General features: G+C 45.1%; 24 protein-coding genes and 1 pseudogene. 15 read left to right on the top strand and 10 right to left on the bottom strand.

What is annotated here, in order from left to right; all coding sequences use genetic code 11:
- The first annotated feature begins 410 nt into the window (after positions 1-410).
- The 13 genes and pseudogenes from ACPV3A_RS08845 to ACPV3A_RS08785 all read left to right on the top strand — a co-directional run bounded on the left by ACPV3A_RS08845 (position 411) and on the right by ACPV3A_RS08785 (position 14,608).
- Positions 411-1,364 (top strand): carbohydrate ABC transporter permease, encoded by a 954-nt coding sequence (locus ACPV3A_RS08845; protein ID WP_426199000.1) that lies wholly within the window; start codon positions 411-413, stop codon positions 1,362-1,364.
- A complete protein-coding gene (locus ACPV3A_RS08840; RefSeq protein ID WP_426198998.1) occupies positions 1,361-2,206 on the top strand; it encodes a carbohydrate ABC transporter permease in 846 nt (281 codons plus the stop codon). Before ACPV3A_RS08845 ends, ACPV3A_RS08840 begins: the two co-directional genes overlap by 4 nt.
- Before the next feature lie 110 nt (positions 2,207-2,316).
- The gene (locus ACPV3A_RS08835) at positions 2,317-4,041 is read left to right on the top strand and encodes a sensor histidine kinase (protein ID WP_426198996.1); all 1,725 of its coding nucleotides are present in this window, start codon (positions 2,317-2,319) and stop codon (positions 4,039-4,041) included.
- 113 nt (positions 4,042-4,154) lie between these two features.
- Positions 4,155-5,480, top strand: a complete 1,326-nt coding sequence (locus tag ACPV3A_RS08830; RefSeq protein WP_426198994.1) for an ABC transporter substrate-binding protein — start codon at positions 4,155-4,157, stop codon at positions 5,478-5,480.
- A 139-nt stretch (positions 5,481-5,619) separates the two neighbouring features.
- On the top strand, positions 5,620-7,242 hold the full coding sequence (locus tag ACPV3A_RS08825; RefSeq protein ID WP_426198992.1) for a response regulator transcription factor: 1,623 nt from the start codon (positions 5,620-5,622) through the stop codon (positions 7,240-7,242).
- A 15-nt stretch (positions 7,243-7,257) separates the two neighbouring features.
- The gene (locus ACPV3A_RS08820) at positions 7,258-9,339 is read left to right on the top strand and encodes an alpha-glucuronidase family glycosyl hydrolase (protein ID WP_426198990.1); all 2,082 of its coding nucleotides are present in this window, start codon (positions 7,258-7,260) and stop codon (positions 9,337-9,339) included.
- A gap of 205 nt (positions 9,340-9,544) precedes the next feature.
- A pseudogene (locus tag ACPV3A_RS08815) lies at positions 9,545-9,798 on the top strand (nucleoside triphosphate pyrophosphohydrolase); the annotation flags it as partial.
- A gap of 686 nt (positions 9,799-10,484) precedes the next feature.
- Positions 10,485-11,669, top strand: a complete 1,185-nt coding sequence (locus ACPV3A_RS08810; RefSeq protein WP_426198988.1) for a WXG100 family type VII secretion target — start codon at positions 10,485-10,487, stop codon at positions 11,667-11,669.
- Between the two features lie 2 nt (positions 11,670-11,671).
- Positions 11,672-12,019, top strand: coding sequence for a hypothetical protein (locus ACPV3A_RS08805; RefSeq protein WP_426198986.1), 348 nt, complete (start codon positions 11,672-11,674; stop codon positions 12,017-12,019).
- 205 nt (positions 12,020-12,224) lie between these two features.
- Complete coding sequence (locus ACPV3A_RS08800) at positions 12,225-12,584, top strand: hypothetical protein (protein ID WP_426198984.1); 360 nt, start codon at positions 12,225-12,227, stop codon at positions 12,582-12,584.
- 369 nt (positions 12,585-12,953) lie between these two features.
- Complete coding sequence (locus tag ACPV3A_RS08795; protein ID WP_233354758.1) at positions 12,954-13,163, top strand: hypothetical protein; 210 nt, start codon at positions 12,954-12,956, stop codon at positions 13,161-13,163.
- A 207-nt stretch (positions 13,164-13,370) separates the two neighbouring features.
- Positions 13,371-13,586: a hypothetical protein gene (locus tag ACPV3A_RS08790; protein ID WP_194541077.1), complete on the top strand. Its 216-nt coding sequence runs from the start codon at positions 13,371-13,373 to the stop codon at positions 13,584-13,586.
- A gap of 815 nt (positions 13,587-14,401) precedes the next feature.
- Positions 14,402-14,608: a hypothetical protein gene (locus ACPV3A_RS08785; RefSeq protein WP_426198982.1), complete on the top strand. Its 207-nt coding sequence runs from the start codon at positions 14,402-14,404 to the stop codon at positions 14,606-14,608.
- Between the two features lie 224 nt (positions 14,609-14,832).
- Here ACPV3A_RS08785 and ACPV3A_RS08780 read toward each other — a convergent pair whose 3' ends face one another.
- Entirely contained in the window at positions 14,833-15,501 is a 669-nt protein-coding gene (locus ACPV3A_RS08780; RefSeq protein WP_426198980.1) for a hypothetical protein, read from the bottom strand.
- A 641-nt stretch (positions 15,502-16,142) separates the two neighbouring features.
- Here ACPV3A_RS08780 and ACPV3A_RS08775 point away from each other — a divergent pair.
- On the top strand, positions 16,143-16,853 hold the full coding sequence (locus ACPV3A_RS08775) for a hypothetical protein (protein ID WP_426198978.1): 711 nt from the start codon (positions 16,143-16,145) through the stop codon (positions 16,851-16,853).
- 51 nt (positions 16,854-16,904) lie between these two features.
- Here the strand turns inward: ACPV3A_RS08775 and ACPV3A_RS08770 are convergent, their stop codons facing one another.
- Positions 16,905-17,546, bottom strand: a complete 642-nt coding sequence (locus tag ACPV3A_RS08770) for a hypothetical protein (protein ID WP_339295683.1) — start codon at positions 17,544-17,546, stop codon at positions 16,905-16,907.
- A gap of 282 nt (positions 17,547-17,828) precedes the next feature.
- Positions 17,829-17,984 carry a YvrJ family protein gene (locus ACPV3A_RS08765; protein WP_194545055.1) on the bottom strand — a complete coding sequence of 52 codons (156 nt, stop codon included), beginning with the start codon at positions 17,982-17,984 and terminating at the stop codon, positions 17,829-17,831.
- Positions 17,985-18,419: 435 nt separating this feature from the next.
- On the opposite strand from ACPV3A_RS08765, the gene ACPV3A_RS08760 reads away from it, so the two are divergent.
- Positions 18,420-19,169 carry a hypothetical protein gene (locus tag ACPV3A_RS08760; protein WP_194541082.1) on the top strand — a complete coding sequence of 250 codons (750 nt, stop codon included), beginning with the start codon at positions 18,420-18,422 and terminating at the stop codon, positions 19,167-19,169.
- A gap of 36 nt (positions 19,170-19,205) precedes the next feature.
- Here ACPV3A_RS08760 and ACPV3A_RS08755 read toward each other — a convergent pair whose 3' ends face one another.
- The 7 genes from ACPV3A_RS08755 to ACPV3A_RS08725 all read right to left on the bottom strand — a co-directional run bounded on the left by ACPV3A_RS08755 (position 19,206) and on the right by ACPV3A_RS08725 (position 24,673).
- The gene (locus tag ACPV3A_RS08755; RefSeq protein WP_194541083.1) at positions 19,206-19,697 is read right to left on the bottom strand and encodes a cell wall hydrolase; all 492 of its coding nucleotides are present in this window, start codon (positions 19,695-19,697) and stop codon (positions 19,206-19,208) included.
- A gap of 91 nt (positions 19,698-19,788) precedes the next feature.
- Entirely contained in the window at positions 19,789-19,986 is a 198-nt protein-coding gene (locus ACPV3A_RS08750) for a helix-turn-helix domain-containing protein (RefSeq protein WP_426198975.1), read from the bottom strand.
- Between the two features lie 78 nt (positions 19,987-20,064).
- Positions 20,065-20,457: a sigma-70 family RNA polymerase sigma factor gene (locus ACPV3A_RS08745; RefSeq protein WP_426198973.1), complete on the bottom strand. Its 393-nt coding sequence runs from the start codon at positions 20,455-20,457 to the stop codon at positions 20,065-20,067.
- Positions 20,458-21,215: 758 nt separating this feature from the next.
- Positions 21,216-22,202 (bottom strand): ABC transporter substrate-binding protein, encoded by a 987-nt coding sequence (locus ACPV3A_RS08740; RefSeq protein WP_426198971.1) that lies wholly within the window; start codon positions 22,200-22,202, stop codon positions 21,216-21,218.
- A gap of 26 nt (positions 22,203-22,228) precedes the next feature.
- Positions 22,229-23,371 (bottom strand): LLM class flavin-dependent oxidoreductase, encoded by a 1,143-nt coding sequence (locus ACPV3A_RS08735; RefSeq protein ID WP_220686441.1) that lies wholly within the window; start codon positions 23,369-23,371, stop codon positions 22,229-22,231.
- A gap of 1 nt (position 23,372) precedes the next feature.
- Positions 23,373-24,272 (bottom strand): aliphatic sulfonate ABC transporter substrate-binding protein, encoded by a 900-nt coding sequence (locus tag ACPV3A_RS08730; RefSeq protein ID WP_426198968.1) that lies wholly within the window; start codon positions 24,270-24,272, stop codon positions 23,373-23,375.
- A complete protein-coding gene (locus ACPV3A_RS08725) occupies positions 24,269-24,673 on the bottom strand; it encodes a hypothetical protein (RefSeq protein ID WP_426198966.1) in 405 nt (134 codons plus the stop codon). Before ACPV3A_RS08725 ends, ACPV3A_RS08730 begins: the two co-directional genes overlap by 4 nt.
- Between the last annotated feature and the right edge of the window lie 2 nt (positions 24,674-24,675).

Here is a 24,675-nt window from a genome sequence, read left to right as displayed (position 1 = left end):
GCTGACCATCGGGCTGATTATGAGGGAACCGCGTGTCTGACGGAAGAGAAATTCGGGTAGTTCCTGGGAGTCGCAGGCCCTTTTAAAGAAATATTGATGGAACCGGCTGTCAAAAAAGGAAGCTGGAACCTCTTGCCCTACCAGAAGCTGAAGAACGATACCTGCTTACAAAAGGGTGAAAAACGAAAAGACATGGCATTTCTACGCTCTGATCATCCAACTTCTATTATTAAGTATAATTTTATAAAACTATACTTATCTTTTGATGGATTATCCGGCAAACCTTGATTCCGGATTTTCGTTTCTTATGACACATTCTGAATATATTGAATGATTTTGAGCAATTGTCTCATGTAGTTCCCGGTGGCTCTCCTTCTATACTTAAGGTACGAAAAAAGGAGAGTGAATTCATGGAACGAGCAACATCTTTAGCATCCGAAATACCTGTTCGCAAAAAGCCATTTCGCAAGCGCTGGGACTCTCCCCTTGCAGGTTATCTGTTTATTTCCCCTTGGCTGATTGGATTTCTGGCGTTGACAGCCTATCCGATGCTGTTGTCCCTGTACTATTCCTTCACAAATTACACCCTCATGAAGCCGATCGAGTGGGTCGGCTTGGACAATTACGAGCGCATTATTACGGCAGACGACAAATTTGCTCAATCGCTCAAGCTCACATTTTATTATGTACTCGCCTCGGTGCCGCTGAAGCTAATTGCCGCGCTGATGGTTGCGCTCCTGTTGAAAAAGGCAGTGCGCGGAATATCCGTCTATCGAACGGCCATTTATTTCCCTTCCTTGATTGGGGCGAGCATCGCGGTTTCCCTGTTATGGAAAAATATTTTCGGCGTGGACGGCTTCTTCAACAAAGTTCTTGGATTCTTCGGAATTCCCGGAACAGGCTGGGTAACGAACCCGGATACCGCATTATGGTCTCTGATTGGGTTGTCGGTATGGCAATTCGGCTCATCGATGGTTATTTTCCTTGCCGGCTTGAAGCAGATCCCGAATGATCTGTATGAAGCCTCCGCGGTGGATGGCGCGGGCAAGGTGAAGCAATTTTTCAAAATAACACTTCCCATGCTGTCGCCTACTTTATTCTTTAATCTCATTATGGGGGTCATTAACTCCTTCCAGATGTTTACGCCTGCTTACGTCATCACCGGCGGCGGGCCGATGAACTCTACCTATGTCTATGCGTTATACCTGTATGAACGGGCATTCAGCCGCTATCAGCTGGGTTATTCCTCTTCCTTGGCCTGGATCATGCTGATATTGATTGTGGCTGCCGCCGTGATCATTAACCTGACTTCGAAATACTGGGTATTCTACGAATCCGAGAGTCAAGGAGGGAAAGGAAAATGACCAGACACAAATGGAACCCCGTGATCCGCCATTCGGTCCTCATTATGTTCAGCTTGATTATGGTTTATCCGGTCATTTGGTGGATTGGCGCTTCTCTGAAAACGAACCAGGAGCTCAGTTCTCCGTCCATCTTCCCGTCTGTGCCTCAGTGGTCCAATTACACCAACGGATGGAACTCTGTTCCGGGATTCACCTTTACCGATTTCTATTTGAATACCTTTTATTTAATTACGGCGGTGATCATTGTAACGGTGATTTCCTGTACGCTTGTTGCCTTCGGATTTGCAAGACTGGACTTTCCGCTTCGAGGCTTCTGGTTTTCTCTGCTCATGCTCACCCTGATGCTGCCGGGCCAAGTGCTCATCATTCCGCAGTATGCGATGTTCCACCAATTTGGTTGGGTCAACACCTACCTGCCGTTTATCGTGCCCCATGCATTAGCGGGGGGGGCGGGAGGAACCTTCTTCGTCTTCCTGCTCGTTCAATTCATACGCGGGATCCCGCGGGAGCTGGATGAATCGGCCAAGATCGACGGATGCAGCTGGTTCGGGATTTACTGGAGAATTGTGATGCCCTTGATGAAGCCTTCTATCGTGACGGTCATCATCTTCTGCTTCCTATGGAACTGGGATGATTTCCTTGGTCATCTCCTGTACATTAATTCCGTCGACAAATATACGGTAGGCTTGGCTCTACGGATGATTAACGATTCGCAAGGCGGCGCGGAATGGGGACAATTGCTCGCAATGTCGCTCGTATCCATTCTGCCGGCTACATTGCTGTTTATCTTTGCCCAGAAATACTTTGTGGAGGGTGTGGCTACGACAGGGCTAAAAGGGTAGTAGCTAGCCCTACCGATATATTATAAAATGAGGAAACATTGAGGCAGCGGTACGCCGCACGGCTTCAATGTTTTTTCTGATAGGAATGTAAAGCATGGAGGATGAGAATTATGATCAATCCCTTCAAGAGATACCGGATCGATTCCCTGTTTATTATTTGCTTTGCAGGGCTGATCACGATTGTGCTGGCGATCACGGTATGGACCAGTTATGTCATGACTTCGCGGGAATTGGCCGATAACACGTCGTATTACCAAAAAAGACTGCTCGAGGAGCTGAACAACGAAATTACGGGTCGCCTGACTTCGATCGAGCAGATATCGCTGACAACGTCCAGGGACAACGATTTACTTACGTTTCTGTCGGGAAAAGAAGATGAGTTCAACCACTACCGGAGGTCCAAGGGCATACAGGAAGCGCTGGCTCATCTCACCTATTCGATTCCGCAAATTCAAGCCATCGATTTATACATGGAACAGCCGGAGTGGGGGGATCGGCAGAGCTATATTCAATTCCATGAATTAAAGGAGGCTGCGGCACAGCCATGGTATCCTTTGCTGCAGAATAATGACTTCTCCTGGTCAGAGCAGCATGATTTAACGACCTATAATGGGAATGTGCCTGTGCTCAGCTTTTCCCGCAAGGTGTACAACAACTCCCGGTACTTGGGCATTCTTGTCGTCCATTTGAAAGCCGATTGGATCCGCGGGATTCTCGAGGGATATTCCAAAGATTCCAACCGGATGCTGCTGGATCTGAACGGCAGGGAGCTGCTGAGCGTCGGGACATCGATGAAGGATGCCGGGTTACAGGAGCAGGATTTGCGGTTCGCGGACCAATCCGGGGTGCTTCGGCTGCATACGGAGCCGCATGGGGTCGAGTCACTGGTCGTCTATTCCAAAGTCGCGGACTCCAACTGGATGCTGGTGGAGATTACCCCGTGGGAGCGAATTACGTCAGGCAGCGTCAAGCTGGCCGGAGCCATTATTACCATCGGCATCGGAGCCTTATTGCTGGCTTTCTTGTTGACGCTATGGTTAAGCCGGCAATTGTTGAAGCCGATCGCCCAGTTAGTGAGAGCGATGAAGAATTACGATGTTGGAGGGAAGCAAGCGGAGCTGGCCGGCGATTACACGAATGAATTCGGCATTCTGTTTGCAGGGTTTCGCAGACTGAATGAGAGAATCCAGGCATTGTACGCATCCCTTGCGCAGCGTTACGAGCAACAGCGCAAGGCCGAAATCGAAGCACTACAAGCCAATATTAACCCGCATTTTCTATATAATACCTTGGATCAACTGAACTGGATGGCGATTGCGGAGGGACAGGAGAAGATGAGTCGCATTTTGGAGCTGATGGGCCGCATGTTCCGCATCGGATTATCGCATGGAGAAAGCTTTATTACGATTGAAGAAGAGCTGACTCACGTCGCATGCTATTTGGAAATCCAGCAGATCCGGTGGGAAGACGGTCTGGAATACGAGGTGCATGCCTCCCAGGAAGTACGCAACTTTTTCATTCCCAAAATGACGCTCCAGCCTTTCGTCGAAAATTCAATCATACACGGATTTAATTCAAGGCAAAACGGCCGAATTCATATTAAGGCTGAGGAAGAGGGCGGCCGGATCCGAATGACGATTATCGACGACGGAAGCGGGCTTGCTCCTCAGAGCAAAGAGAACCATCGCCGCAGAGGAGGATACGGGATCCGGAATGTAAGAGAGCGGTTCTCGGCGTTCTTTAACGATAATTATGAGATCCTCGTTAAAGATGGAGAGAATGGAGGAGTGGTTGTATCGATCGCCTTTCCAAGGCTTGAGGAAGCACAGCGTTAAAACATAATCAGACGATTTTATAATAAATTGTGCATCTCTCTTATACTCCAGTCATCTCGGAATTGATAGGATACATATTGACCACAATATATTGTTTTTAGGGGGAAGTCGGTATGAACAAATGGAAGCGATTGCATATTGTCGCGCTATTGATGGTGTTCTCCTTGCTGGCGGCGGCATGCGGCGGTAACGGAAGCACCAACTCAAGCACGGAAAGCACAACCTCAACCAAGAACAATACACAGGCCGAAAGCGGTTCGGCGGAAGAAAATGTCAAGCTGCGGATTATGTGGTGGGGTTCACAGCCGCGTCACGAAGCTACACTGAAGGCATTGGAGGTATATACGGAGAAAAATCCGCATGTTACCTTCGAGCCCGAATATTCCGGGATGGACGGTTACCTGGATAAACTCTCCACTCAGGCAGCAGCGCATAACGAGCCGGATGTTTTCCAAATGGACCCGGGCTGGGTTTCGGACTGGACTTCCCGCAACCAGCTGGAAGAGCTCGACACCAAGGTTAAACTGGATGAATTGACGCCGAGCCTGCTGCCGATCGGGCAGAGAGACGGCAAGCAATACGGCGTGCCGTTGGGATCGGTTGCTTTTGGAATGATATACGACAAGGCGGCTCTTGAGAAGCTGGGCGCAACGATGCCGAATGACGGCTGGACATGGGATGATTTCTTCGCATTGGCGGAAGAGGTAAAGCCTAAATTGGCGGAAGGCCAATATTTCACGCTGGATTATGCCGGCAACTACTTTATGTTCAGCGCTTATCACTATGCCAAGGGTAAAGGTACCTTGATTACGGAAGACGGCAAATTCAATATTGATGAAGCGACTTTCCTGGAATGGACCAAGAAGTTTGAACAGCTGCGAAAGGACGGACTTATACCTCCAGCTGATTTGAACGCATCCGACAAGGAAATGGATCCGACGGCAGACCTGCTGGTAAATGGCAAAATCTTATTCCGCTACTCCTTCTCCAATAACTACACCACATGGGACAGCATGAAGGAAGGGGCGTATGATCTGGTTACGATGCCGCGGGCCGAGGAAGCAGGGGGCTGGCTGAAGCCGTCCATGTACTTCAGTCTTTCGCCTAATTCCAAGCACAAGGAAGAAGCGGCAAAGTTCATCGACTGGTTCATCAATGATCCGGAGGCAGGGGCTATTCTTGGAACCGCTCGTGGCGTGCCTGCCAATGCCAAGATCGCCGAGTCGCTGATTCCGAATCTTCCGGAGGGTGAAAAGGTTGGCATGAAGCTGATCGACGCAACGACACCGGACGGACAGATATTTACGACAGGGCCGGAAGGCTGGGTGAACTTCATCGATAAAGACTTCCCGCTCGTCCGGGATGAGCTGAGCTTCGGCAGGACAACACCGGAGAAGGCTTATGAATCGTTGAAGAAGGCCGCGCAGGAATATGAATAACTCAATAATTCAGCTTATATAGTTTCCAGTTTATTCTCGGTTTACGTCATGCCTGAGCGGTTTTATAGCCTATCAGGCATGGCGTATTACCGTTAGGGTGAAGCATTGCCTTTTTGCAAATAAGAAGGAGGATCTTCAGATGTGGAAGATAGGAATCGTTGATGACGACCGTGCCATGCTGCAGGGAATCCGGAAAGCCATCCCTTGGGATGAACTGAATGCAGAGTGGGCGGGAGAAGCCTTGAACGGGGAAGAAGGGCTTGAGATGATTGAATCGGCCAGCCCCGACATCGTGATTACCGATTTATATATGCCTGTCATGAATGGTCTGGATATGATCGAGCAGCTTCGGAAGAACACTGGCTATTCGGGAAAAGTGATCATTCTGAGCGGTTACTCCGACTTCGAATATGCGCGTCAAGCCTTGCGTCTGAACGTGAGCGATTACTTATCCAAGCCGATCAGCCTTCCGACGTTGAAGTCTGTTTTAAATGAAGCCATATCCGATTTGGAGGAGCAGGAAGAGCAGCGCATGAAGCAGGATGAGCTGCTCCAAAAGCTGCAGCTTTACGAACCTTTTGTGGAGAAGGAGTGGGTCAAATCGGCCGCAGCTGGCGAACTGCTGCACTCAGGTCTCCCAACGGAAATCCCGGAGCCTTACCGGTATTGGTCCGATTTCGATCATACGGTCGTTGGCATCGAGCTCATCTACGATCAACGGGCAGCTAATCTAAGCTTGCCGGACTGGAGCCTCCTTCGATTTGCAATCAGCAATATGGTGTGCGAAATTACGCAGGCGGCATTCCCCCGCTTCGACCATACGGATCTCCACACCAACCGTTCGGTGGTCGTTATTCATCATGATCGAACGGAGTCAGCGGAGCGGGTGCGACAGCAGCTGGAGCAGCTGGGTGTCCGATTAATCGACTGCGTGCAGAACTATTTAAAGCTGAAGCTCCGGATCGGCATCGGTGATCGCAAGAGCAGTATAAGGGAAATTGGCATCTCGACGGAAGAAGCCTTTCGTGCGATCGATGTGAATTCGCAGCCGGCGGTTCCGGAGTATGAGCTGTATTTTTACTGTGCACAGGAGCCGGGCAATGCGGAGGCCAAGTCTCCCGTGCGTCCTGTTAAGCTTTACCTGGAGCTGGCCAGTTCGATTCGAACCTCGCAAGAACATCAGGCACAAACAATCATCAGAGATTATATGAAGCGATTGGAACAGCAAGGGGGCATCACCAAACCATATGTCAGTATGCTGGCAGGCGAGCTGTGGGGAATTATCGCCTTCGCTTTCTATGAGACGGGGACCGTCGTTGACGATTTCTTCCCGAATGATAGCATTACGCACGAAATGGCAAAGCTGCAGCGTCCATACGAGCTTGCGGAATGGCTGATCACCAAGATCGGGCTCGTGTTCGGCAGCCGCGAGTGGGGCGGGAACGGAAAGCATCGCCAGGCTGTCGACTTTATGATCGAGTACATTCACGAGCACTATGCCGAGGATCTCACGCTTGGGGGACTGGCGGATAAGGTGTATATCTCGAGAAACTACTTGTCGATGATTTTTAAGAATATTACGGGAGAAACGTTTAACAATTACTTGACCAGAGTACGGGTCGAGAAGGCCCGGGAGCTGCTGATGGAGAAAAATGCATTGGTTTACCAAGTGGCGGAAAAGGTCGGATATAAAAACGTTCCATATTTCAGCACGGTATTTAAGAAATTCACGGGCATGAACCCGACGGAGCTCGTGAAATGATCATGAGGAGGCATTATGAACAGCAGTTATGATCAAGCGTGGTTGCAGGTTAATGGGAGCTCGCTGAAGCAAGCTGCGGCAATAAAGCCGCTGGAAAGCTATTTGGGCAAGATCGTGACCGTGCAGGCGGTTTCTTCGCAAGTATTTCGTACGGCGATTGAAGAATTGACCACAGGCATTGCTCTGCTGACAGGTGAGCAGCCCTTACTTCGTGAAGAGATGGATGCCGGTCGCTGCTTGGTCGCAGGGACGCTGGGGAGCATTGAAAGGACTTTGCTTGACGGCTCGCCGGAAGCCGAGGAAGCCGGACGTGTGGGAGATGAAGGCTACATCATACGCCGCGTCGTAAGAGGAGACCAGGATTACATATTCATTGCAGGAGGATCGGACAGGGGACTTCTGTACGGGGTCTTTCATTTTATGCGTCTCCTGCAGACGGGCCAAGCGAACGAAGCACTTGATCTGATCGAACATCCGAAGTACCGGCTTCGCATGGTGAATCAGTGGGACAATATGGACGGAACCATTGAGCGCGGATATGCGGGCCGATCGATATTTTATAAGGACCATACCATCGTCTCCGATCTGACTCGCGTCCGGGCGTACGCCAGAATGCTGGCCTCGGTCGGGATTAACGGAATCACGATCAATAATGTGAATGTGCATCAGACCGAGACGAAGCTGATCACGCCGCAATTGCTACCGGATGTGGCACGTCTAGCGGATGTGTTCCGCGATTACGGCATCAGCCTCTACCTCAGCGTGAACTTTGCTGCACCGATCGAGCTGGGGGATATGTCCACGGCTGACCCGTTAGAACCGGCCGTTCAGAATTGGTGGAAACAGAAAGCGGCCGATATTTACCGAACCATTCCTGACTTTGGCGGATTTCTGGTCAAGGCCGACTCGGAGAACCGTCCCGGCCCGTTTACCTATGGACGCCATCATGCGGATGGAGCCAATATGCTGGCAGAAGCGCTGGAGCCTTACGGCGGACTCGTCTTATGGAGATGCTTCGTGTACGATTGCCATCAGGATTGGCGGGATCGCCAGACGGACCGCGCCCGCGCCGCATATGATCATTTCAAGCCGCTGGACGGCAAATTCAAGGACAATGTGATCCTGCAGATCAAGAACGGTCCGATGGATTTTCAGGTCAGAGAGCCGGTATCGCCATTGTTTGGAGCGATGGAGCAGACGAATCAGCTGTTGGAATTCCAGATTACGCAGGAATATACGGGACAGCAAAGGCATGTATGCTATTTGATCCCGCAATGGAAAGAGGTGCTGGAATTCGATACGCTCTGCCAAGGGGAGGGCAGCAAGGTCAAAGATATTGTAGCCGGACAAGTGTATCCTTATCAGCACAGCGGCATAACAGCCGTGTCCAATATTGGGGATGACTTCAACTGGACCGGTCACTACCTTGCCCAGTCCAACCTTTACGGCTATGGCCGCTTGCTGTGGAATCCGGAGCTGAGGGCGGAGGAAATTGGCGAAGAATGGACCCGGATGACCTTTGGACCCGATCCGGATGTGACGAGGAACGTGATGGACATGCTGATGGAATCGTGGCCGACCTACGAGAATTATACCTCCCCGCTTGGCGTGGGCTGGATGGTCGTGCCTCATGTTCACTACGGCCCTGACGTGGACGGATATGAATACTCCAAATGGGGAACGTATCATTTCGCGGACCGCGACGGGATCGGCGTTGACAGGACGCAGGCCACGGGAACGGGGTACGCCGGCCAATATGTTGGCGCCCATGCGTCGATGTATGAGCGATTGGAGACTTGCCCGGATGAATTGCTGCTGTTTTTCCACCATGTTTCTTATACCCATGTGTTAAAGTCCGGCAAGACGGTCATTCAGCATATTTATGACACTCATTTTGCAGGAGTCGAGCAGGTGGAGCAGTGGCTCGCACGCTGGGATGCCTTGGAGCATAAGCTTGATCAGCAACGCTTCCTGCATGTTAAACAGCGCTTGCTGGAACAACTAGAGAGTGCAAAGGAGTGGTGCGATGTCATCAATACGTATTTTTATCGAAAATCGGGTATCGCAGATCAGCATAATCGCGTGATCTATTCGTAGGGGGAAGGGCCTTGAATTTCAACCTAAGGTTGGAATTCGGGGTCTTTTTTTGTTGGGGGTGTAGGAGAGGGTGGGGAGCAGATTTTTAAACAAAATTGTATTCGTCGTATTTCTGTTTTCAGGAAAATAGTAGTCTTTGTTCGAGCGATTCTTTGATATGATACAAATATGAATACATAATTAGCGATGTAAAGGATGAGAATCTATGCCGGTTTACAATAAGCTAGTTCGGGATCTGATTCCCCAAGTCATTGAATCTACAGGCAAAGAATTTCGCACACGGGTCTTAGATAAGGAAGAGTATAAGAAAGAATTGATCATAAAGCTCAAAGAAGAGTCGGAGGAGTATTTTACCGCTCCAAATTCAAAGGAGTCGTTGGAAGAACTTGCAGATATGCTGGAGGTTATCCGGGCATTGGCGATTTTGTACATGGAGCGACATGGGAAGAGCTTTCTCAGACGATATCCTTACTTAAGACACCTTTAAAAGCCTTGTCCACTATCCTAGAAGTAGATGATTCCAGGCATTTAATCACTTTCCACCCAGATATAGCCGATCAACTAGATGATCCGGTTATTCAAGAGTTAAAACAATATGCTCTAATCGAATTGCAGAAGTATAACGATAGATTAAGCGCTCCCGTGTTCTCTCTTCATCATGCATTAAATGAAATTATGGAAAACTGCACTTCTGCAAGAAACTAAGACTTTGCAGTGAATCTGATCAAGAGAGCAGATGAACTCCTTCTCCAATATCCAGCCTGCTAGAATTGCTTTACCAATCATCCCACTCCGTTTTAAAATATAGGATCTAAAGACAAGTACAAATAATTCTTTTCTAAACATATTCAGTGCAAGCAAGCAGGGGAGAATGAAGGATAAATTAATCCATCTATCCCCTCCTTTTTTACAGTATGTAATATTCCGTGACTCCATTCATCCTCCAACACTTATAATAATGGTCATATTATTGTGAATCCCGCTCGTAATAAAGTCCCGTATCTAACTGAGAAAAAGATCCTAGTTTTAAGTGACATAGCAAGGCCTTGAGAACCTTTTCCATATAATTCAAGTGAAGTAAAATATTTAAGTTAGCTATGATCGGAGATCGGGTTCAATCCCGAAAGCAAGATGGAGAGGTTGTTATGAGTAGAATTTTGGTCACACCGGAGATGTTGGTGCACGTTGCAGAGCAATGCTCCAGGGCGCATGAACAGCTGGAAGCAATGATACACATGCTGAACCAGAACATCCATATGCTGGAGTCTGCCTGGGAAGGTACGACGAGATCCCGTTTTTACGCGGATTTTCAGCAGGCGCATCGGGAGATGACGCAGACCACGGAGCATATCCATCGGACAAGCCTGGAGCTTAGAGGAATTGCCCAACGATTTAAGTCAGCAGATGAGCGGGGACAACCGATCCAAGTTGCTGGGCATGTGCTGGGAACATTCCCTATGATGAGGGGACCCGCAGGCTATAGTGCCGTAGAGGATGCCGGGAGAAAAGCGGAGGAAGCCTGGAATTCGGTGCAGCAGGAAGCCGGGAAGGCATGGGACACCGTGAAGCAGGAAGCAGGGGAACTATGGGAGGGCGTAAAGATCGGGGCCGCCCAGTTAGGGAACTCGTTAAAGGATACGGCGATATCCTTGTACGAAGATCCGCTTGGAACCGGGAAAGACATGCTCTATAATGCAACCATCGGGACGGTCGAGGATATTTGGGACACAGCGGCATGGGCCGGCCGAATGGTTTTTAGTAACGAATATCGTGAAAAAATCGTGGCAGACACCATGAAAGAAGTCGATTCAGCAGGCGGCTGGTCCAATTACTTGGGTCAACAGTCGGCTATGATCCTTGGAGGCGCTATTCTCAACCGTGCTGGAATTAGGGGGAGAGGCCCGCTGAATAATAAGCATGATGATCTTGGTGGCGGTAATAGTGGCGGTAATGGTAGCGGCAATCGTGGCGTTGATGGTGACGGTAAGAAGTCGGGGGATGAGGGTTCGGGAAAAGCCATGGGCAACATGATCAACGACATACGAACAAAGACACCAGATCAATTGCTCAAAGAAGGCTGGCATGATGTAACTGATCCAAGGAAAGCCCAGAATACCATGTCTCGGGAATATTATAATCCTGAAACAGGTGTAAAAATCAGTTATGATCCAGGAAAGAAAGGTGGAACAGGATTTGAAGCGGTAGACCATTACCATATCCACAATCCGAATTATACCGATAAAAAAGTCGATTATTATTTTGATATTGACGGAAATCCTGTGGGGAAAGGTTCGAAGGCTTCTCATATTGTAATTAAGGACGGTGAGTAAGTATGAAAATAGCTACTTTTATTGAAGAATACGATCTGCATGACAGCCTATTAGAAAATATTAGTATTAACGGCGAGAAACTGGTTCTCGATATCGATCTCTGTAATTGGAGACAAAAAAATTACAGCCCCGAGGAAGATGAAATGAAATTAATTAAGGTTACTTTTGAAAATGTACAAAGTTATCGTTTAGATTCAACAACTGATACGGTAGATTCTGATTCAATCTTGGAGATCAGTTGTACGGATGTGGATTCTTCTTCAATGTCGAAAGACATAAAAATCGTCTTTGAAGGTGAAGAAGATATAAAAATAATGACATTTAGAAGTGATAATGTAACCGTAGAGTAATTAGTATAACCTTGATCGAGTGCTCGTCACTCAGTCAAGGTTTTTCTTTTGCCCTATATTACCCTCTTCAAGCTAGATATGTGAGGGAAGTTATTTTAGACTCTAACATAGGGATTGACAAGTTTAGTGGTTCTCCAACAAATATTATGACTGTATTAACCGATAAGTATGGAAATCTAGTTACTGCTACACCGGGAGTGATAAAATGAAACTCAAAGGAAGTAAACAAGAACAAGATTTCAGAAAGGAACTAGAGGGTTCGAATTTGGTTTTGGCTAAAGACGGAAAAGTCGAATTAATAATGAATGTGTTAAAAGATACTTTTGGAGAATTAAAAAGTGCGTATATTTTGAATTGGACACCTGAACAAGGCGAGGATATATACACTATTTTGGTTGACACTGATAAAATCGCTAAAGTTGAAATTAGTAGAGTCAATCAATCGGAAGTTCCTTTAATTGAAACTTACAATCTGAAGGATTTCCAAAAACAGTTGAGTAAAGTATTTCAAATTAAACTAGCCGTGGCGATTGATTTAGCGAAAACGGAACATCAGGAAGGTTAGAAAAAAATATTAAAGGTATAGAAGAAGCTCATATTAAAGAGAAAAATGTGAAGTAAGTGGCTAAGAGGACTGGCTACCAGTGCCGAGTGAGATGGGTAGTAATGTTCAATCAGATTTTACAACCTAAATATCACTATTCCGTTACATCAAACAGGTTATTATAGTCAGATGTACCATGATTGACCTGTTTTTTTTGTAATTCCTAGACTATACTTTTACTGCTGAATTTGGAAAAGGAGGGAGTTAATTCTGGTCGTTTCAGCAATAATTCTAGCACAACAAAACGAATTTGAACAACATTTCAGTATTCCAATAGCTACACAAAATTTCTTTGAAACATACTGGATACCTGCAATTGAGTCAATAAATATGGAGTGGATTGTGGGTATTAGGTATGGAATAGATGTCACAAAAGAAGATGCTGTTTGTTTGATACATGAACTTAGTTTACTTAAAGACTGGGCACGAAAAAACTTACAGGATGATGTGCAAAAACAGATGCTATCTAGAATTGAACTTCTTGAAACTAAGCTTCCTACGGCTTTTCAACGAGGAGATGCATTGGTTTTTATTGGGTAAATAAATGAATCCATAGTTCCCCTGGCCTGTCGAGTTCCGTGGTATGTTTCTACGAAAGATTTATGGTTTCTGGATAGGAAAATGCTAGCAGAGTTACTTAAATTAAAATCTTCTCACTGAATCAAATACATTTATAGTCCTTATCTCATTATATGTAAATGTCGATAAAAGAGAACTTTGAATTTTTGAGAATAATGGAGGGAAGAAATGAGTGATAATAAAATAACCATACTGTCTGAAAAGTTCGAGAATGAAAAAACTGGTGAACAAGTCGAAGGAATAACGATTATGATAGATGGCAAATTAAAAAATATGTTAGACATAATCATTGAAAAAGAGGGCGGATACAATAACTATACAGAGGTAATTAAAGATATAGTATTTGCTGGCATAAATCAATTTGTCGAAAAGCACAAGAGTTAGAACCCCGCTTAGGCACTGCACCTCTTATTATGAAATCTTGATAGGCTACGTGCCTTTCAAGGTTTTTTTCATTGTTGGCGGTGGATGACGAACGATGTCATCATTCAACCAACAGTGTAACCCATGTTACACCCGTTCAAAGGTTTCGCCATTTTATTTGTACGCACATCAAATGCTTTTAGTTTTATAATCTGAATATCGCTATTCCTTTACCTCAAACAGGTTGATCATAGTCTGTACAACCGTAATTGACCTGTTTCGGTTATGGTCGTTTCTTCAAATTTCTTAAATCAATCGCAACTGTCAGGTATTGAGGATATTGCCACAGTAGTGCCTTTGAGAAATCGTTCTACATGGAATCCAGATACAGAGGTATTCGATGTTACCCCGTCTAAAAATGCTTATGATAAAGTTATAGCTGACTGAAGACAAAAATTATTTCTGGGCAGCAGATATTGACAATATTAATCATGAGTATGAATTTATTTTTAGATTTGTAATAGAGTACTTTAAGGAAAATAGTGAGGATTACTTATGGTTTGATGATGCCGATTGGTATTATTCTGCTGCTGATATATTAAAATTAAGCCAAATGCCCTATAACTCTGAGTGGTGCAGTAAAAAATAGTGTGAAATAACCCATATCCAATAAGGTGGCGAATGACTTTGAAGAGACCCTGGAAGATCATAGCATCCGGTTTTATTGGCATCGTTTTTCTTGTCGTTATGTTGTAGGTGCCTATATCAATAATATCGGATTCCATAACTTAAAGCTCATGTACACGTTGAGTACTACGGAGAAATTAATAGTTCCAATGGATAAAGTGGGGCATTATCTGGCAAGAGAGGATCGTTCCGTTGGGCTTCTAAAAGAGCGACTGAACAGTAAAGGATGGAGCTATGTCGAGCAAGAAGGCTCTAATTATTTTTTTGAAAAGGGAAATGAAGAATCATTTGTTACCGTGCAGCAATGGAATCATAAATATGTCATTTATCAGGTTAAAAGGGGAATGAAAAACTAGATAAAATCGTAAGTGACTATTTTAACAGTTAAGAGTGACCAACACTTCTGATGAAACTCAGAGGTGTAAGGAATGACAGAATCAATAAAATAGGTCGTTCTACTCCACCGGACGGAATATGCCTCATACATACCGAAAAGCCGCGGTATTTCGCAGCTTTGATTGTTAGCTCTCTTTGCTGCATGAATTGATGTTCCGCCAACTGCTAACGATAACGTTTCTTGTTATTTCACGAATGTGTCCGGCAGCTTCAGCTTCAGGGAAATGATCGCCTTGTCAGTTTCCTGCAACCCCGAATCACTTAGAAATTGCTCTCGAAGCTCTTTTTTACTCTTACCTAATGCATACTTCACGCTAATATCAACGACATTGCCGTGCGAATGAAATGCGGGGAATTGGTCCAACGAAAAAACAATCGCATTCGCTTTATAAGTCTTCGAATCCTCAGCCCCGCAAGGAGATTTGGAATCATCTTGGCATAGGTTTACGGTAATGGGAAGATGCCGCGGGTTGTTCTTAACTATTTCCCCATTGATGGAGCCGTCGATGTACTGGACGCTGATTTCCCGATCCTTCCTCGTATTCTCGACCGCAGAAACAACATACAGCCGATCCGGAACGGCTTGATTATTCTGATTGACGGCATCTTTCACCAAGAAAACGTATTGGTAGCGGATGCTGATATTTTCTTCGATCTCCGAGATTTCGGTCAAAGGTTCCGTGTTCACGGACCCAGCGGATTTGATCCCTTCTAAATCATAGATTACGCTTAACATCGATTCAGGGTCCGTGTTCTGCGGGACGGTTTGTTTGACGGACGTGCTGCAGCCGGTAAAAAGGGCAGCGAAGGCCATGAAGATGGCTATGATATATCGGTTCCTTTTGCGATTCAAGCCTTTCCCAATCCTCCTTTAACTGCATGTATGACATGTTTAATAAATGAAGCTATCAAAAATAAGTTAATGGAATTCATGGCATAATGCAAGCTAGGACGATACTTAGGGACGGGTGAAGGTGAGGACGGAATGCTAAGACAATTGTTACGACCAATCCGACCAATCCGACCAGCGTGACAAGCAGCGATAGGTAGAACGAAAATTTTGTGAGATTCTATTCGACTTTACTACAATTACAAGGTATCAATATTTCCTGTGGTCTTCCGGTTATAGGATCGATGTTGAATTTATCAATGTACATCCTGCGGAGAGTGGCTAGTTGTGTAGACAATTCTCATCCAAACCGTTGGAACACTTCTTGCTCTTGCTTATCAGTATCATTTGTTTCATCGCTAGATATACATTTAGAATATGCTCTGACTGTTACATGTACAGCTTGGATGCTTTTGATCAAATGATCTCGACAAACCACTTTTATCGCCCCCATATAGATTGATTAATTCCATTCGTTACTATTTTTTTAAATATAAAATGACATATTATCAACTTTTTGGTTTGTGAATCATGTATACTGATCTATATTAAATTCAACAATGAATCGAAAGAAGGGAAATAAAATTATTAAGAAGCCTATCTTGATGTTAAATGCCGTTATTTTGTGTGGTACCTTGCTGACTGCTTGTGGAAATGAGCAGCCCTCAGTATCTCAAGACACTCCGACTCCGAATACTCAGAGCCAGGGGACTAATAATAAAGAATTAACCTCTCAATTTCCCGATAATGGATACAGTATTAAACTGGATTCCATTGCGGAGAACCAAACTGTCCGAGCTCGAGTGAGTACTGAGCATGGAGAACTCCAGGTTGTATCCAACGGCAAGGAGGAAATTGGACACATTGAGGTGCCTAGCGTTTTTGGAGCAGAAGGCGACTTCACTTTTAGAGGAAATTATAATGTAATATTTAAACATGATGGTTCCGAAAAAGTGATTAAGGAATTAAATGATTTCATATTTGTACAGAAAACCGATAAAACCGTTTCTTTTGAGAAAATCAGTTTTGATAAAGTTGATATTTATCTTCTTACTCCGGAATATACCGCTTCTAGAGGATATAACTCATATGCATTTGGTATAGATAAAGAGAATGGAGACGCTTTTCCATTAACATTCAAAACAGGAAATAACGACCGAGAAACTGTTAATTATGCAATTGATACCTTCCCACATAATGAAGATGGCAAGTTGGTTGTGTCTACTAGAAATACTGAAGGAGAAAACGATGAACAAGATATTGAAAAAATAGTCTACTCATTGGATATTTCCAAGAAGCAGTTCGTATCAGAATAGATTGATTGGAAATGCACTATCAACCTTGACAGTGCATTTTCAATAAGATAATTAATACAAATTCGGAAGTCCGTATACATTAGGATCTGTTTTTTGGATGTACATTAGACTATTCAGACATGTATTATTGCTGTTAGTAATCGTTGTGTCCATGCCAGGGTAAGGATGTTCTGCCCAAATTCGTCTTGTTGCATAGCTGTTAAGAGCAAATACTTGAGTATGACAGAAACCAGAGGCTGGTCCAGTGTAATTCGGATCATAACCATCTTGCAGAGCTTTTACAGCAGCACGAATGCCAGGTGCGTTACCTCCAGCTCTAGAGTAAGCATAGCGAACGTGGATATAACCTTCTATCATCAGTTTGGCGTAAGCAGAAATTCCATCTCGAAGAGTAGAAAAAATCAAATTACGTCCAGATGGTCTGGAATTATCATAAGTTCCACTGTATCCGCAAGCTGAACGTTGGAAGGCGAAATTAAGTGTCGCTTGAATATCTGCGAGTCCAGCTGTTCCCCATCCATGCTCGAATCCCCATTGTGTTATGATCATTGCAACGGGCATTCCGTTAAGTCCACCGCTTTTCCTCCAACTTTGATAAGATACCCATTTAGCTAATGCAAGAATATCGTAACGTGTTCCATTGTAAGTGATCGATCCATTGACAGTATTACTAATGTTTGCTGCACAAGCCATTTTAAATGACCTCCTTGAGTTTTTTATTGAACGCTTTTATTGTTGGCGTTCTACTATATAAAGAGAAATGAACATCTGATTTTACAACCGTTCTCGAATTTTATTTCAATTCACTAATATCAAGAGTTTGCATAACCTCGATCATTTTTACATAGAGTTCTTGTTTTAAATCTTCTCGATGATTGGATGGGACCTGTGACAAGGAGGCTTTTATCTTTGAAGTGAAAGATTCTAGAATTTGATGTTGCATTCTGATCGTCATGTTGCTGAGTTTTACTAAAATCACTTCTTCACGTTTTTTTGTATTTCATTCTTCAATCCATTAATAGCCTCGCTTAAATCAGATATTTTTTTTTCAAAACGAATAAGTAGATACGAAGTAATTGCAATGGGAAACCCTAAATTAGCTATAAAAGTAGCAAAATCAACCTCCGACATCATTCCTCACCCTTTCGTTATTAACCGACTTAAATTAGCTAGTACTTTTAAGTGGTGTTTCGAGAGATTCTGTTGGGATACTCCGAAATTTATTTAGTTTTTGCATTTAAGCGTAAGATAGAATCAGTTGTTGTTGGTTGGGAAGGATTCATAAGCTTAATAAAGTAAATGATCGGTAATATGATCTGAAGAGATCACGCCTGCCTAATAAAGAGAGAGGAAGCCCCATTTTCACAACCATTTCTCAAAATAGAATATGAATTCGCCTTTGCCTTGGAATGATCTGTTCAAATGGCCGTATTACTTGAAGTGATGATAGAGGTTTGTTAACATAAATTTAACTTTATTATTAAATATTGTTATTATTATGTAATTCCTCTTCTTATTTGCTTTGATATAATTTCTGCTAGGTACGATGAAAGGGGCACAAGGAGATTGAAAAAAGAAATTGGTGTATTTATGTTGGTGAGTGCTGTTTTGCTTTCGGGGTGTGGTTCAGATGATAGTGGTAGTGCTAATCAAGGGTTGACGGGTGAGTCTCCCAGTAAACAGGTAACAACGCAGCCGGTACAAAACACTAATGAAAAAGAAAAACTGATTACAGCTTCGGAAAATAAGAACGTAAAACTTTATGCTGTCAACGAAACAGACGGTGAAGTTCAAGGGGTTAGGGTTGATATTAACGGGAAACAGAAAGAATTCGATTGGAACATCGTAGATACAGGAACTAAACCACAGCTACTCTATACTGATCTAACGGGTGACGGTAAGGAAGAAGCTGTAATCCTGATCCAGACCGGTCGAGGGACAGAGTTTAATACTTATGACATTCATGTACTTCATGCGGAAGACTTGTCCGAAATTAAAGTACCTAATGCGTTGGATGTTGCTAAAGAAGAAGTGGATTCTAAAGTAATTCAAAAAGCGGATGCGCTGGACATAACAGTTAACATTCAAGGTAAAGAATATAAAACAACTTATCCTACACAAGATGATAACTATTCCGATAAGCTTATTTTTGGGGCTATAAATATTTATTCAATAGAGAATCAAAAAATTGTTGCCACTGTTGCTGGGAATGTTAAACAAATAGAATTTGTCGGTTCCGTTATAATCACTTATAGCTACGATAGTACAAGCAACGAATTTAAAGCTGAGAAAATAGAATTTGATTCTGAAAAGTAAAAAAAGAAGCTGGCAACCACCAGCTCCTTTTTTTACTTAAGGCTCGACGATGTTGAAGAACATGTGGTCACCAACTTGTATTTTCGAAGTAACCTCTACCACATCTACTCTGGCACCAGGCATTTTATACCAGAGTTTCCCTCCAGAAGTATAAGAGAGTGAATTAAAGAGCTTGGCTACTGTGTAATAACGTTTATCGTTAATAGGGTTCCTAAAGCTGCTTAGGTTTTGAGCAACGTTAACACAGTTTCTCCATATGGCACTGCTTGTGTCTGGCGCAAGACATTTAGCTAAGTTATGATCCCAAAAACAACTAAAAGCACCTTGTTGGAGCACAACTGCTTCGATCGTATTTAGGTTACCAAAAGGCTTCCCCGTATAATTTTTACGGTTCATAATGACGTAAGCAACACCTACACGTGAATCTGAGTCATTTTCCGTTTCACCATACAGTGTTCTTGCCAACAAATCGACACTGTCACGTCCGTAAAGCTGGTCTCTCGAAGTTAGTTTGTCACCAATCGCCATAAATTGTTACCTCCATAAAGTTTTTGTAGATCACCGGCGTCTCACTATATAAAGTGAAATGAGCATCTGATTTTACAACCACTCTCGAATTTTATATCAATTCACTAATATCAAAAGTTTGCATAACCTCGATCATTTTTACATAGAGTTCTTGTTTTAAATCTTCTCGATGATCGGGAGGAACTTGTAACAAGGAGGCTTTAATCTTTGGTGTGAAAGATTCCAGAATATGTAGTGTTGCATCTTGGTCATGAAGTTGCTGAGCCTGTACTAACAATTCGGCCATCATAAAATCACTTCTTTACGTTTTTTTAATTTCATTCTTCAATATCAAATCAGTAACGAAATCAACCTCCGACATCGTTCCTCACCCTTGCGTAATTAACCGGCGCAATTTAGCTAGCGCTTTTAATCGGTGTTTCGAGATATTCTGTTGGGATACTCCCAATCTCCGGGCTATTTCCTTGTCAGTTAGTTTTTGTACGTAAGCGTAAGATAGAATCATTTGTTGTTGTGCTGGGAGGGATTCATATGCTTGATGAAGTAGATAATCTGTAATGTGATCTTTTAAATTTGGTGGTACAGATTCTGAATCGTAAACTGTAAATAATGCTGAATCTTGATTTTCGTTGTTGTCTAGCATCAGAGGAAATCGGTTTTCCTTCATTCGTCTCTTTTTGTCGTAATTAATAGAGTTGTAGTAAATAAGATTGGCCATATACGTGATAAACCGACGATTTATTTCCTCTTTCTTTTTCAAAATAAGACCCCCTTCCTTTTTTGAAGAGAACATTCCTACTTAATAAAGAGAGATGAAATCCCATATTTACAACCATTTCCCAAAAGAAGAACAAAAGTTGCTATATTTTATCATTAAATACAATATGATCAATGAAATAAAACACATATCTTATTTGCAAATACAAAAATCTTCTATTAAATTACAATATTTTTCTCTTCTCGATTAATGAAGGTCTCTTAATTTTGGAAAGTAAACTGAGCTACTGCAGGGGGGGGAATATGGATTACTTAACTGAGGAAATACGTACTTGAAAAATCGAATACTGTTTATGACTACCGCCTAATATCAGCTAATCCAAAATACACATATATAAAAGACTGCCCCCAAAGTCTACGATGAACGTAGTCTATTTGAAGGCAGCCCTGTTAAACTTACATAAGGCTTCAATTACATCGCTCTACAAATACTACTTTGCACTTGGCAGCAATTTATTCAACAGAATCGCTGCAAGTGAAGCTGCTAGAATCGGTGAACCGAAACTGCATTCCCCAACTCATTTTAGAGTGGTATCGTCATGGATAGAACAAATGATTTATTAGAGTTGGATAAGCGCCTTATTTCTTTTTGTTTTGGTTCATTGCTAGGCCAATCGTAAAAACAAAAAAAAAGGACACCAAGTCCTAAACAGACCTAGTGTCCTCAAATGGTTGGATACTGGAATTTTTACCGAACAATGTCTGACGCTCACCGCTCCTCACAGCTTGCCTCAAGCGGCCTCACTTCAACGTCCTCACATCCACCGTATTGGATAGGACATCCACTTCATTCGGAATAATCCCTTTTTCAAACATATAATCGGCCACCTCTTGCCAACGTTGGCGGACGGTGTCATCAATCGGGTCAAACGGGTATAAAGAGCCTTCCAGCTGCTGACGCGCGACGGGTTCGGAGACGCCTTGGATGTCCTGAATTAATTGGACGGTGTGATCGACGTCGTCGGATAGAAGCGCGGACTCTTCATTCAAGCCTTCGAACACTTCATGGACGAGCTCAGGATGCTCCTTCAGGAAGCCGTTTCGCACAATATACACCGTATCGTTCTCGGATTCGATGTCGCCTGCGGAAATGACCAGCTCTGCACCGAAGTCGACGAGCGCCACGGCCGTAAACGAACCCCATGTCGCCCAAGCGTCGACTTGCCTGCTTTCAAAAGCGGGTCCCGCCTCCGTTGGCGGAAGATAGACGATCTCCACTTCGCTTGCATCGAGTCCGCCTTTCTCCAGCGCTTTATATAGTAGGTATTCGCCCGTGCCGCCGCGGTTAACAGCGATTCTTTTACCTCGAAGGTCGGAAGGACCTGTAATTCCGGCTTCCGGCTTGGCCACAATGCCTTGATTATCTTGATCGCCTTGCTGCTTTGTAAAAATCGTAAATTCGGAGGAGCCTCCGACAAGGGCGCTGATGGCTGCCGTAATCGAGCCGATCGTGATGTCGATCGAACCGGCGTTTAACGCCTCGATCGCTGGAGACATGGCGGCGAAACCGCCGGTTTTTTCAACCTTCGCTCCGACTGCTTCCAGCCTTTTATAGAGGGGCCCGCCTTCATCGGATAAACTTAATGGCTGGGCACTGCGCAGTATGCCAAGACGAACGGGTACGGCCTCATTCTCAGCATTGGCTTGTTTCGCTTGACCGGCTTTACCGCAAGCCGCTAACGTAACTAACAGAAATATGAATAGTAAATATAAGCTTATTTTTCGCATAGGACACTTCCCTTTTTGCCGGATATTTAGTGGATTTGATGAGCCCAAGTGAAAACCTTCTCCTGTTCTTCTTGCTTCTGTATGGTTGCGGCCTGACGGTCAACGCGTAGATGGGGCAGGATGTATTCTCCTACACGGTAAGCTTCTTCAAGCAATGGAACACCGGAGAAAATAAACGTTGAAATGCCCGCATCCTGATACTCTCTTATGCGTGCCAGAACGGTTGCCGGACTGCCTACGATCGTTGTGCCCGGACCTGGTCGTACCAGACTCATCCCGGCCCACAAATCCGGATAAATCTCGAGCTCCCGCGCGTCTTTCGGGATCTGACCGTTGTGATTGCGAAGCATGCGCTGCTGCCCCACCGAATCGCTATTTCGAAGAATCGCCTGCATATTTTCCACKGTTTGCGGATCCATCGTCTTGAGCAGCCGATCCGCTTCTTGCCAAGCTTCTTCGTCCGTATCGCGAACGATCAGATATAGCCGGATGCCATATCGCATGGTACGGCCTTGCTCTGCCGCTAAAGCTTGAAGATCTTGAATCTTCTCGGCGACTTGCGGTGGCGTTTCCCCCCAGCTCAGATACGTATCGATATGCTTGGCTGCCGTGACATGAGCAGCTTGCGACGATCCGCCGAACCACAGGGGCGGCGTTGGTTTCTGCGTGGAGGAGAGCTGTAAGGCTTTGCCTTCGGCGGTAATATATTTGCCATGGTAATCCAGGTTTTCCCCGGCCACCGCTTGTTTCCACACCTGAATCCATTCATCCGTGTAGGCATAACGCTCATCATGCCCAAGCGTTGAACCATAGGCACGCATTTGCGCCGTGTTTCCGTTCACGATGTTTAATAATACGCGTCCTCCGGAAAAATCATCGAAGGTTTGCGCCATTTTCGCAGCGAGCACGGGCGAGATCAACGGCGGATGCACAGCGATCAGAAAGCGCATGTTGTTCGTGCTGGAAATGAGGGATGATCCAAGCACCCACGTATCATGCGGGCCCGTTGCCAGCAATGCGCCGGTAAACCCCAATTGGTCGACAGCCGAGGCAATCTGCCTTAGGTAAGGCAAATCGATTTTGCGCGCCCCCTCCGTTGACCAAGGACTTCGGCCATCCGGTGCCGTTAAATACCAATACACTTCAACGTTCTCTTTGTGTACAGCCATGCTACTCCCCTCCAATTTCTACGGGGACAGGTAAAACCGCCTCTGAAACGACTATTTCTTTGGGCAAAATATGCTGTCGTGCTAACAGATCTGCAACCCGCTGCTGTTCAGTTATAAATTCTTCGGTAATCGGCTGCAGCCCCCAAGGTCTCCGCTGAAGCGCGGCTTCCCATGAATCCACGGAAGGCCAATGGGGCAGGTCCCGGGCAAACAGCTCTGCCGCTTCGCGCGTATTTTCCTGAATCCAACCATCGGCCTGCTGCAGCGCTTCGACAACGGCCTTGAGCAATTGCGGCCGATTCGTCGCAAAATCTCGGCTGGCAAACCATACGGAACGATGGGAGATATGGGATTCAAGCGGCACCAGCGTACGAATGAGTCCTTTGTTATGCAGCTCCGTCAGCTGCGGATCGTTGCCGACCCAAGCCTCCACTTTCCCGGCCAGCAATGCATTCGCCCCATCATTGCCTATATCAACTCGAGCGACATCATCATAAAGAAGGCCTTCTTTATCTAGCGCGGTTGCCAGAAAACTCGTATGCCATGACCCTTCGGAAAGCGCAATGCGCAACCCTTTCAAATCTGCAACGGATTGCACCGGCGTTGCTTTGCGAACGACCAATGCTCCGCTAGCTGTACGAGGATTAGAGACCGCAACGTACACAATATCGATATCCGAAGCCTGCGCGGTTAACGGCGGCGTAGACCCTGTACCTCCAAAGTCGATCTCTCCGGAAGCAATACGCAGTGGCGTCTTTGCTCCATCGTTGTAGTCGACCCAGGCAACGGATGCGTTATAGTCTTTAAGAATCTCTTCTAAAAAGCCCAAGCGGCGCAATACGAATAACGAATGATTATTGGGATGAACGCCGATGGTTACGTCTGCTTTACTTTGAGTCATGAGAGGGACACTCCTTTGGCAATGTTATATTCAGCCGCGGCTAACGGTTCTGGAAGAATCCAGTCCCATACGTTTACGGGATTCGGGAGGAAACCATGCTCGAACAGGAAACTGCTCTGGGCATCAAGCGCTGTTAAATAGTCTTCGCGTAGTGCCGGTCGAAGCGAAATATTGCGATAAGCGGAGGCTACATATTCGGATGAAGCGCCGGTTTCTTTTGTAACGACTCGAATGAAATCATCGGGATGATCTTTGGACCAATCGGCGGCGCGAAGCAGAGAAGTGAGAATTTGTTCCACGATATGCTCCTGCTCCGTCAAGGCCGTATCGACCGTCACGGTTCGGGGCACGCCATTGTTGACTCGCACCAGCGGATCCGGATGGAACCCGAGCTCGATCACTT

The organism is Paenibacillus sp. Dod16 (genome assembly GCF_049893405.1).
Classification (GTDB): domain Bacteria; phylum Bacillota; class Bacilli; order Paenibacillales; family Paenibacillaceae; genus Paenibacillus_AQ.
This window is presented reverse-complemented; position numbering and strand designations above follow the sequence as displayed.